Genomic DNA, 9,978 nt, shown 5'->3' on the forward strand with positions numbered 1-9,978 from the left:
GGCCCCTTCCCTCTCCCCCAAGGGGAGAGGGAGAGACGCCGAAGGCGGCGAAGGGTGAGGGCACGCGTTCCGGCTTGAGGTTTCCCATGATCCGCTTTCTCTTCGCTATCCTCGCCGGTTGCCTCATCGCCGCGCCAGCCTCGGCCGACCGGATCAAGGACCTGGGCGGGTTCCAGGGTATCCGCTCGAACCAGCTGACCGGCTATGGCATCGTCGTGGGCCTCCCCGGCACCGGCGACGACAATCTCGAATACACCGTCCAGTCGCTGAAGGCGGTCGCATCGCGCTTCGGGCTCCAGCTGCCGCCGTCCGCGAACCCCGGCATGAAGAACGCGGCGGTCGTGATGATCACCGCCGAACTGCCGCCGTTCGCCAAGCCGGGCCAGCGGCTCGACATCACCGTCGCATCGATGGGGAAGGCGAAGAGCCTCCGCGGCGGCAGCCTGATCATGACCCCGCTGCTCGGTGCCGATAACCAGATCTACGCGATGGCGCAGGGCAACCTCGCGGTTGGCGGGCTCGGCGCGGAAGGCGCGGACGGGTCCAAGATCGTCGTCAACGTGCCCTCGACCGGGCGTATCCCCGAGGGCGCCACCGTCGAACGCGCGGTCGCGACCGGGTTCGACAGCGCGCCGACGCTCACCTTCAACCTCGCACGCGCCGATTTCACGACTGCGCAGAACGTCGCTGGCGCGATCAACTCGAAGCTCGGCTTCGGCAGTGCGCAGGCGATCGACGCGGTCTCCGTCGCGGTGCGCGCACCATTCGGTGCCGACGTCCGCGCCACGCTCATGTCGACGATCGAGAATCTCGACGTCGTCTCCGCCGAGCCCTCCGCCAAGGTGATCGTCAACGCGCGCACCGGCACCGTCGTCATCAACTCGGCGGTCCGCGTGGGGCCTGCGGCGATCACGCACGGCAAGATGACGGTGCGGATCGACGAGAAGCCACAGGTCAGCCAGCCCGCGCCGTTCAGCCAGGGCCAGACCGCGATCGTCCCGAACAGCCGCGTCGCGGTCGAGGAGGAGCGTCGCCCGATGTTCCTGCTGAACCCAGGCCCGAAGCTCGCCGACATCGTCAAGGCGGTCAACGCAATCGGCGCATCGCCGGCCGATCTGGTCGCGATCCTCGAGGCGCTGAAGGAAGCCGGCGCGCTCAAGGCCGAGTTGATCGTCCTGTGAGCCCGCTTTCCGCACCCGCCCCGACGACCGGCATCTCGACCGATACGAGCCGCCTCAAGTCGAAGGACAATCTCGACAAGGCGGGCGAGAAGTTCGAGGCGGTCTTCACTGGCATGATGCTGAAGAGCATGCGCCAGGCGAAGCTCAGCGATCCGCTGTTCGATTCGAAGGCAATCGACACCTTCACCGATATGCAGGACGGGCTGATCGCGAAGTCTATGGCGGAGCACACGCCGCTCGGCATCGGCAAGGCGATGACGGACTTTCTCGCCAAGTCTCAATCCGATCTTAACCAGACCGGCGCAGACTCGCCGCCATGAGCGATCTCCTTTCGATCGGCGCCTCGGGCGTGCGCGCGTACCAGACCGCGCTGTCCACGGTGTCGGAGAACATCGCGAACACCGGCAATGCGGGCTATACAAGGCGGACGACGACGCTTGCCGAAGTGTCGTCGGTCGGCGGCGGGCTGAACGCGCGGACCTCGGTCAGCAGCAGCGGCGTCACGGTTACGGGTACCGGTCGCAGCGCCGACGCATACCGGTCGCAGGCGGTCCGCTCGGCGGGCACCGATCTCGCCAAGACCGAGACCGGCGTGACCTGGATGAACCGGATCGAGACGGCGCTGGGCGACAACCAGCTCGGCGACCGGCTCACCAGCTTCTTTACTTCGGCGCAGAAACTCGCCGCCGATCCGACCTCGGAACCGGCGCGGTCGGTAATGCTCGAATCCGCCGGGACGGCCGCGGCGGCGTTTGCCGCGACCGGGCAGGCGCTCGATACCGCGGCCGCCGATCTCGATTCGACCGCATCGCAGGCGGTACAGTCGCTCAATGCGCTCGGCACCGCGCTTGCCAAGATCAACGACGGCATCGCGCGCACCGCGCCGGGATCGTCGACCGCGGCGCAACTCGCCGACCAGCGCGACCAGATGCTCGAACAGATGAGCACGATCACCGACATCACCACGTCGTTCGACGATCTCGGGCGGACGACCGTGCGGCTCGGCGGCGCGGCGGGCTCGGTCTTCGTTGCCGGCGGCGAGAGCGCGCAGGCGTCCTATGCGCGCAACGACGAGGGCGCGGTGCAGTTCGCGGTCACGCGCGGCAACGTCACGTCCGCGCTGTCGCCGACCGGCGGCGCGCTCGCCGGTTTCGCGGAAGGCGCGCAGCGGATCGCCGCGGCGCGCGGGTCGCTCAACGCGATCGCCACCGACTTCACGACGCAGGTCAACGCAGTCCAGGCGCAAGGCCGGGACCTCGACGGCAATGCGGGCACCGCGCTGTTCGCAACCGGCGACACGCCGACCGACATTTCCGTCGCACTCGTCGATGGCCGCAGGATCGCCGCCGCGAGCGTGACCGGCGGCAAGCGCGATGCGTCCAATCTCTCCGCTTTGCACGGAGCACGCACCAGCGGCGGCTTCGAGACACGCACCACGACGCTGATCGCCGGCAACGCCGCCGCGCTCGAACAGCGCAAGGTGGTCGCCGATGCGCAGGTCGCGATCCGCGACGGTGCGGTCGGTGCGCTCGCGTCCGCGTCGGGTGTCGATCTCGATAGCGAGGCGGTCGACCTGCTCCGCTTTCAGCAGGCCTATCAGGCATCGAGCCGCGTGATCCAGACCGCGCGCGACACGCTCCAGACCATCCTCGATCTACGGTAACGCGCATGCAGATCGCCACCAGCCTCTTCTACGATCGCTCATCGACGTCGATGAACTCGCTCAGCGCGAAGACGGAGGCGTTGCAGAACCAGATTTCGACCGGGACCAGGCTGACCGCGCCGTCGTCGGACAGCGCCGCGTATCAGCGGCTGGCGGGCTTGAAGCGGGATACCACCAACGACACGGTCTATGCCGCCAATCTCGGCACCGCCGAATCGGTACTGAAGCAGGGCGATACCAGCCTCACCGCGATCACCGACCAGTTGCAGTCCGCGACCGAGCTGGTGACGCAGGCGAAGACCGGCACGCTGAACGCGGCCAACCGCAAGGCCATCGGCGAACAGATCGCCGGGATCGTCGCGACGCTGGCCAACCTCGCCAATGGCAAGGACGTGCGGGGGCAGGCGCTGTTCGGGGGTGCCGACGGCGCCCCTGCGGTCGCGACCGACGGAACCTATGCGCTCGCGTCGAAACCGGTCTCGGGCATCCCGATCGGCGACGGCCAGAGCATCCAGGCGAACGAGACCGCGGCGCGCATCTTCACTGTCGGCGGCAAGGTCAAGCCCGATGGCAGCATCGAGGGCGGTACCAACACGCTCGCCATGCTCTCGGCGATCGCGACCGCGCTGCAGTCGGACGATTTCAAGGCGAGTTCGCTCGATACGTCGCTAGCGGACATTACCGCCGCGTCCGATCAGGTATCGACGGTACAGGCCTCGCTCGGGGCGCGTGCTGCCCGCGTCGACCTGGAGACGTCGCGGCTGACCGATGTCGCGGCCGACCGCGAGGCGACCCGGTCGGGGCTTGAGGATACCGACATCACTACGACGGTGGTCGAGTTGCAGAAGACGATGACGATCCTGTCGGCGACGCAGGCGAGCTTCTCGAAGCTCTCGGCGCTGTCGCTGTTCGATTATCTGCGCTGATCCGAATTTAATCGCGTGCGACGGCGTCCTGGTAACCGGTTGGCTACCAAAGGCGGTTAATTCTGTGGCGACGCAAGTGCCGCCATCGGCCCTGGGGGAATTTCGAACACCATGTTTCCGGTCATCGGCATCGTCGTCCTGCTCGTCATGGTGTTTGGCGGATTCGCCTTCACCGGCGGCGCGCTCGGCCCCGTCATGGAGGCCATCCCGCACGAGATGCTGATCATCGGCGGTGCCGCCGCCGGCGCGCTGATCATCGGCAATTCGGGCAAGGAGCTGAAGGGCCTCGGTGCCGGACTCGGCAAGGTCTTCAAGGGCCCGAAGTACAAGAAGCAGGATTATCTCGACGTCATCTTCCTCGTCAGCAAGCTGATGAAGATGCTGCGGATGGACGGGCCGATCGCGCTCGAGCCGCATGTCGAGGATCCGCAGTCCTCCGCGGTGTTCGCGGAATACCCGAAGCTTCTCAAGGACAAGGCGCTCGTCAACCTGATCGCCGATACGCTGCGCCTCGTCGTGGTGTCGTCGGGGACGCTCGACGTGCATGCGGTCGAGGAGGTGATGGATCACTCGATCAAGACGCATCATCACGAGGAGGAGGCTGCGCACGGCACGCTCGCCAGCCTCGCCGACGCACTCCCCGCGCTCGGCATCGTCGCCGCCGTGCTCGGCGTGGTGAAGACGATGGGCTCGATCGACAAGCCGCCGTCGATCCTGGGGGCGATGATCGGCTCGGCGCTGGTCGGCACGTTCATGGGCGTGCTGCTGGCGTACGGCATCGTCGCGCCGCTCGCGAACCGGTTGAAGCAGGTGCTCGATGCCGATGCGTCGATCTACGACGTGGTGAAGCAGATCATCATCGCCTCGCTGCACGGCCATCCGCAGCCGCTGGTGATCGAGGCCGCGCGCTCAGGGATCGCGCACAAGAACCAGCCGGGCTTCGCCGAAGTCTTCGACGGGCTGAGGGGCAAGTAACGTCGTGGCCGCGCGCGCGCCTCACGGGACGAACCAGCCGCCCAAGGTCATCGTCAAGAAGATCTATATCGAGGGGCATGGCGGCCATCACGGTGGCGCGTGGAAAGTCGCGTACGCCGATTTCGTGACCGCGATGATGGCGTTCTTCCTGCTGCTGTGGATCGTCGGCGCGACCACCGAGAAACAACGCAAGGGCATCGCCGATTACTTCGCGCCGACCATCCTCAACACGCGCTCGCTCGGGATCGGCGGCGGCGGGCTGTTCGGGGGCGAATCGATCCTCGACAAGAACCGCATCGGGCCGAAGCCGGGCCAGACCAGCATGGCGCAACTGGCGATCCCCGATGCCGGGCTTGGTGGGCCGTCGGCGGGGACGGGGCCGAAGGGTTCGCTGAAGAGCCGCGATGCGCTGACCAAGGAAGACCGGAAGAATTTCCAGGTATTGCGTCGGCGCGTGCTCGGCGAGATCGCGGGCAACGCCAAGCTCTCGCGCCTCGCAAGCCACGTCCGCTTCGTGCCGACCCAGGACGGGATGCGTATCGATCTGGTCGACGACGCGGATTATTCGATGTTCGCGCTCGGCACCACTGCGCTCGACCCGGAAGCATCCGCGTTGATCGGGATGATCGCGGGGTCGGTGCAGGGCATGCAGAACCCGATCATGATCCGCGGCCATACCGACAGCGTGCCGTATGGCGATCCGCGCGCGATGAACAACTGGATGCTGTCTTCGGGGCGCGCCGAGGCGACGCGACGGCGCCTGTTGTCGGGTGGCACGCCCGAGGAGCGGTTCGAGCGGATCGAAGGCGTCGCCGACCGCGAACCGCTGATCGTGAAAGACCCTGCCGACCCGCGAAACCGGCGGGTGGCGATCACGTTGCTCTACAGGCGTGGGATCTTCGCCAAGTAACGCCGCCGCGTTCCCACGGTACGAGCAACAAAAAAGGACCGGTGCCTCGCGGCGCCGGTCCTTTTGGCCGGCATTGGCTGCGTCGCTTATTCGGCGGCGGCGGCGATGTCCGTCTTGCGCTTGCGTGCAGCGGGCTGGGCCGGCGCCGAATCGGTCTTGCGCGGGCCGGGCTTGCGTCCGAGGCCGATCTTCTTCGCCATCGCGCGACGGCTTTCCGAGTAATTCTCGGCGACCATCGGGTAATCGGGCTTCAGGCCATAGCGTTCGCGATACTCGGCGGGAGTCATGCCGTGCGTCGCAAGGTGACGACGCAAGGTCTTGTACGACTTGCCGTCGATCATCGAGATGATGTGATCCTTCGACGCCAGCGATTTACGTGCCGTTACGGCAGGCGTGTATTCCGTCGCAGTTTCGGCGGCGACTGGTTCGCTCGACGTGCCCAGCAACGCGGACACGGTCTCATGCATCTTGCCGAGAAAGGCAGGGACGTCATCGGCCGAGCTGCGCGTATTCGGGTTCCCCAGCCAAGCAATCGTCAGCTCGGTTGCGAGTTCGACCGCATTCAGGTCGGTGGTATCTTCGGCCATATAGCACTCCATTGTCTGCGGACGCCGTAACGGCGTGCGACATCGGGTTCAACCATTCACCGGGCCAAAAGCCTCAATAAGTTGTAAAAATCGACATTGGAAGCTCCGAGTTGGCGAGATGCGTTCATTTTGACTGCTTTGGGTTAAGTAGAGTCGGTCGAACAAACCGGGTACGCGACACAGTACAAGTCGTGTCCACGGATCGATGGCAAAGTGCTTGTCCGGCGCGAAGACGACGCCATGGTCGCGCGCCGCTGGACGCCCGAGATCGCGACCGGTAGAAATGCTGTCGACGATCGTGCGCGCATCGTCCGCCGTGTCGGCGACAGCGACCTGTTCTATCGAGAGAATCCTCCGCATGGTTTCAAGCCCCGACAGCGCGAAAAGACGGTCCGGACGACCCGCCTATTCGGGGAGCGACTGGCTGATCGAGCGCGGCAAGGGCGTCGCCCGGCGCAGCAGTGGATCGATCGCATCGCCGGTATCGCAGGGGGACGGCGACCGGCTGATGCCGCTGCGCATCGCCATCCTCGCGCTGATCAGCCTCGTCATGCTCGGTCCGTTGATGACCAATGTCGAGGGCGGCGAGGCTGGCGAGGGCAGCGTCGTACGACAGATCGGGTATCTCGCGATCCTGGCGCTCACCGTCTACGCGATCCGGCCGACGGCCACGCCGCGCTCGCTGCTCGCCTTCTCGTGGCCGATGCTGCTGGCGCTGGCGTGGTGCTGGATCAGCCTGAGCTGGGCGATCGATCCCGGCACCGCGTTTCGCCGCGTCCTGCTGACGACCTTGGTCGCGTGGATGGTGTTCGCCGTGGTGCGAAACGGCGGCTACCAGCTGAACGTCGAAATCCTGCGCTATTCCTTGCTGGCGTCGGTGCTGATCTCGTACGTGGTCGTGGTGCTGGATCCGATGGTCGGCATGCATCTGATGAGCGAGGACGGCATGGCGACCGCGCTGATCGGCAATTGGCGCGGGTTCCTGGGGCACAAGAACTTTGCCGGCGCGGTGTGCGCGTTGTGCATCATCATGTTCCTGTTCGATGCGAAACGGATACCGCCGACGATCCGCATCGTCGCGATCCTGGTGGCCGGGTATTTCCTGTTCAAGTCGCAGTCGAAGACGTCGGCGGGGATGGTCGTGCTCGCGTCGCTCGGCGGGATGATCTTCGAACTCGTCAGCATCCGCCTGCGCCGATACCTGATCCCGATCCTGATGGTCGTCGGATCGGCCGTCTGGTTCCTGACCAGCGCCTATGCGGGCATGGTCCAGTCCAATTTCCTGGAACCGAAGGCATTTACGGGACGCGGCCAGATCTGGGCGGCGTTGTTGAAATACTCCGGCGACCACCCGTTGCTCGGCGCCGGGTTCGGGTCGTTCTGGAACATCGAATCGGGCAGCCCGATCTTCGAATATGGCCAGGGCTATGTCACCAAGATCACGGTCGGCCATTCGGGCTATATCGATCAGCTCGTGACGGTCGGTATCCCCGGCGTCCTGCTGATGGTCTTCGCGATGGCGGTCTGGCCGCTCGCCAAGCTGCTCGCGAGCGAGGAGGTGGCGAGGGGGCGGGGTGCGCTGATCTCGGCGATGCTGATGTTCTGCATCGGGCACAACATCACCGAGAGCGGCCTGTTCGAGCGCGACGGCATCGTCAGCACGATCTTCTTCTTCGCGGTCGCCTTTGCGCATTACTGCACGATGGACGAGAAGCGGGTCGATCCGTCGAAGCAGGCGGGCGACGACGTGATGCGCGAACTGCGCAAGCGCAAGCGCAAGCATCGGCCGGTGCTTATGGCCGGCGAATGACCGGGTGATGTGCCAGGATCACTGCCAGCGTGTCTCGCGCGCCGGCCGGCGTGAAGTGCGAATGATCGAAGTGTAGCGGTGTGCCGTCTGCGGTGGTCAGGCGGCAGGTCTTGCCCGTGCACTCGGTTTCGATGGCGGACGCGTAATCGGCGCCGGCCGCGCGGACCGGCCCCGCCATCGCGCGGTCGAGCGCGATACGGTCCATAAGTCGCAACCCATCCGCGAGCGTCGAGTTGCCGTCGCCGTCTGATCGCACGATCAACGCCGGAAGGTCCGCATCATACTCGACCGAGGGTCCGATCACGAGGACACGTGTTCCGTGGGCGCGCAGCCAGCGGATCGTGTCGAGCAATGCCGGTTGTTCGAAGTCTAGCCACCGAGCGGACAGGACCACCGTATCGATCCTGGCGAAATCCAGCGTGCCGAACGCTGCGTCCATGGTCGTGCGGCAGATCGGCAGGCCCTTCCCATGCAGCAGCGGCCGACACCCCGCCGCGGTAGCTTGCACGATGTTCGCGCCCGGCAGCAGCGTGCGCAGCGCCTGCGAGAAATGCGCGCCATGGCTGTCGCCGAGCAGCGCGATATTGGGCTTGGTCGCCGACAACCGCAGGCAGTCGGGTGAGAAGGGGCGACCGGTCGGCAGCGCGAAACAGCGATCCGTGCTGAATTGCCGTTTGCCGGCGTCCGTCGAGTCCCAGCCGAGATAGCTGGCGGCCAGCGCCTGGCGCGGCGAGAGCGGGCGGATGTCGTCGGCCCTGGCGGCGATCGTCAGCCCGGTGATCGCCATCGCCACGAGCAGCACGACCGCGACGGCATGCGGGACGAGCCCCGATCCGCTGCGCCAACGCCGGCTCGCCGGACGCTCGACCAGCGCAAAGCTCAGCCATGCCGCGCCGAGCGACGCGCAGAGCAGCCCGACCGTCTCGACCGGCGCGAGCGTCGAACCGTGGCGGATCTGGTAGAAGGCGATGATCGGACGATGCCAGAGATAGGCCGAATAGGAGATCAGTCCGATCGTGCGCAGCGGCCACGCGCCGAGCAGCCGCGCGGTTGGGCCTTGCGCACCGTAAGCCAGCAGCACTGCCGCCGCGACCGCGGGCGGCAACGCGAACGGCACCGGGAACGGCCAGCCGCTGCTGATCGCGACGCAACTCGCGGCGATCACTGCGATGGCGAGAATGCACAGGGTCGCCCGGACCGAGCGGTTCTCGATCGTCGGTACGGCGCCGAGCGCGACCAGCGCGCCAAGCGACAATTCCCAGATGCGCGCGGGCAGTAGGAAGAACGCGGCGGAAGGGTAGGCGGTCGCCAGCCACCCGCCGATCGCGAACGACGCGACTGCAAGGCCGGCGATCACCTGCGCGAGACGCTGGCGCGACAGCCCCCGGAGCGACCAGAGAAGTAGAGGGTAGAGCAGGTAGAATTGCTCCTCGACCGCCAGCGACCAAGTATGGACGAGCGGCTTGGCATCGGACGCCGCCGCGAAATAGTCCGACGTCAGGTAGAAATAGACGTTCGACCCGAACACGCTGGTCGCCGCGGCGCTCCGCCCGAGGTCGCGCAACTGGTTGGGCAGCAGGATCACGCAACCGAGCGCGAGGATGACGGTCATCATCACCAGCAGCGCGGGCAGGATGCGGACGATCCGGTGGCGATAGAAGCGCAGGATCGAGAAGCGCGCCTCGGCGATGTCGCGCACCATGATCGCGGTGATCAGGAAGCCCGATATCACGAAGAAGATGTCGACCCCGACGAACCCGCCGCGCAGCCGGGTCACGCCGCAATGCAGCAGCAGGATCGGCAGGATCGCCAGCGCCCGCAACCCGTCGATATCCGGCCGATAGCGGAGCGCGCGCCCGTCCTGCGGCGCGGGCGTTCGCATCCCCGCGGTCGCGGCCGATCCTGTCGCTATGCTCTCGCTCACCT

At 66.3% G+C, this 9,978-nt stretch carries 10 protein-coding genes; 7 read left to right on the top strand and 3 right to left on the bottom strand.

The genetic code is table 11. From position 1 onward, the window contains the following. The first annotated feature begins 86 nt into the window (after positions 1–86). From NLI89_RS01090 to NLI89_RS01115, 6 genes are all read left to right on the top strand, one after another. Positions 87–1,181, top strand: coding sequence for a flagellar basal body P-ring protein FlgI (locus tag NLI89_RS01090; RefSeq protein ID WP_254685306.1), 1,095 nt, complete (start codon positions 87–89; stop codon positions 1,179–1,181). Next, on the top strand, positions 1,178–1,501 hold the full coding sequence (locus tag NLI89_RS01095; RefSeq protein WP_254685307.1) for a rod-binding protein: 324 nt from the start codon (positions 1,178–1,180) through the stop codon (positions 1,499–1,501). The genes NLI89_RS01090 and NLI89_RS01095 overlap by 4 nt, the downstream gene beginning before the upstream one ends. Then, entirely contained in the window at positions 1,498–2,844 is a 1,347-nt protein-coding gene (gene flgK, locus NLI89_RS01100; protein ID WP_254685308.1) for a flagellar hook-associated protein FlgK, read from the top strand. Before NLI89_RS01095 ends, flgK begins: the two co-directional genes overlap by 4 nt. A 5-nt stretch (positions 2,845–2,849) precedes the next feature. After that, complete coding sequence (locus NLI89_RS01105; protein ID WP_254685309.1) at positions 2,850–3,770, top strand: flagellin N-terminal helical domain-containing protein; 921 nt, start codon at positions 2,850–2,852, stop codon at positions 3,768–3,770. A 111-nt stretch (positions 3,771–3,881) separates the two neighbouring features. Continuing rightward, on the top strand, positions 3,882–4,745 hold the full coding sequence (gene motA / locus NLI89_RS01110; RefSeq protein WP_056061555.1) for a flagellar motor stator protein MotA: 864 nt from the start codon (positions 3,882–3,884) through the stop codon (positions 4,743–4,745). Between the two features lie 4 nt (positions 4,746–4,749). After that, entirely contained in the window at positions 4,750–5,655 is a 906-nt protein-coding gene (locus NLI89_RS01115) for a flagellar motor protein MotB (protein WP_254685310.1), read from the top strand. Positions 5,656–5,741: 86 nt separating this feature from the next. On the opposite strand, the gene NLI89_RS01120 is transcribed toward NLI89_RS01115, so the two are convergent. Both NLI89_RS01120 and NLI89_RS01125 read right to left on the bottom strand, forming a co-directional pair. Beyond that, the gene (locus tag NLI89_RS01120; RefSeq protein ID WP_254685311.1) at positions 5,742–6,242 is read right to left on the bottom strand and encodes a MucR family transcriptional regulator; all 501 of its coding nucleotides are present in this window, start codon (positions 6,240–6,242) and stop codon (positions 5,742–5,744) included. Between the two features lie 48 nt (positions 6,243–6,290). After that, positions 6,291–6,602 carry a hypothetical protein gene (locus NLI89_RS01125; protein ID WP_254685312.1) on the bottom strand — a complete coding sequence of 104 codons (312 nt, stop codon included), beginning with the start codon at positions 6,600–6,602 and terminating at the stop codon, positions 6,291–6,293. Here NLI89_RS01125 and NLI89_RS01130 point away from each other — a divergent pair. Continuing rightward, positions 6,601–8,052, top strand: a complete 1,452-nt coding sequence (locus NLI89_RS01130) for an O-antigen ligase family protein (protein ID WP_254685313.1) — start codon at positions 6,601–6,603, stop codon at positions 8,050–8,052. The genes NLI89_RS01125 and NLI89_RS01130 overlap by 2 nt on opposite strands. Here NLI89_RS01130 and NLI89_RS01135 read toward each other — a convergent pair. Next, positions 8,036–9,976 carry an acyltransferase family protein gene (locus NLI89_RS01135; RefSeq protein WP_254685314.1) on the bottom strand — a complete coding sequence of 647 codons (1,941 nt, stop codon included), beginning with the start codon at positions 9,974–9,976 and terminating at the stop codon, positions 8,036–8,038. The two genes, NLI89_RS01130 and NLI89_RS01135, sit on opposite strands and share 17 nt — an antisense overlap. Between the last annotated feature and the right edge of the window lie 2 nt (positions 9,977–9,978).

This window comes from Sphingomonas faeni (assembly GCF_024273235.1).
Classification (GTDB): Bacteria; Pseudomonadota; Alphaproteobacteria; order Sphingomonadales; family Sphingomonadaceae; genus Sphingomonas; species Sphingomonas faeni_A.

What these genes read in the sequence shown, in the direction of transcription:
- NLI89_RS01090 (WP_254685306.1), top strand. Translation starts at nt 87, where the DNA reads ATGATCCGCTTTCTCTTCGCTATCCTCGCCGGTTGCCTCATCGCCGCG.
- flgK (WP_254685308.1), top strand. Translation starts at nt 1,498, where the DNA reads ATGAGCGATCTCCTTTCGATCGGCGCCTCGGGCGTGCGCGCGTACCAG.
- NLI89_RS01105 (WP_254685309.1), top strand. Translation starts at nt 2,850, where the DNA reads ATGCAGATCGCCACCAGCCTCTTCTACGATCGCTCATCGACGTCGATG.
- motA (WP_056061555.1), top strand. Translation starts at nt 3,882, where the DNA reads ATGTTTCCGGTCATCGGCATCGTCGTCCTGCTCGTCATGGTGTTTGGC.
- NLI89_RS01120 (WP_254685311.1), bottom strand. Translation starts at nt 6,242, where the DNA reads ATGGCCGAAGATACCACCGACCTGAATGCGGTCGAACTCGCAACCGAG.
- NLI89_RS01130 (WP_254685313.1), top strand. Translation starts at nt 6,601, where the DNA reads ATGGTTTCAAGCCCCGACAGCGCGAAAAGACGGTCCGGACGACCCGCC.
- NLI89_RS01125 (WP_254685312.1), bottom strand. Translation starts at nt 6,602, where the DNA reads ATGCGGAGGATTCTCTCGATAGAACAGGTCGCTGTCGCCGACACGGCG.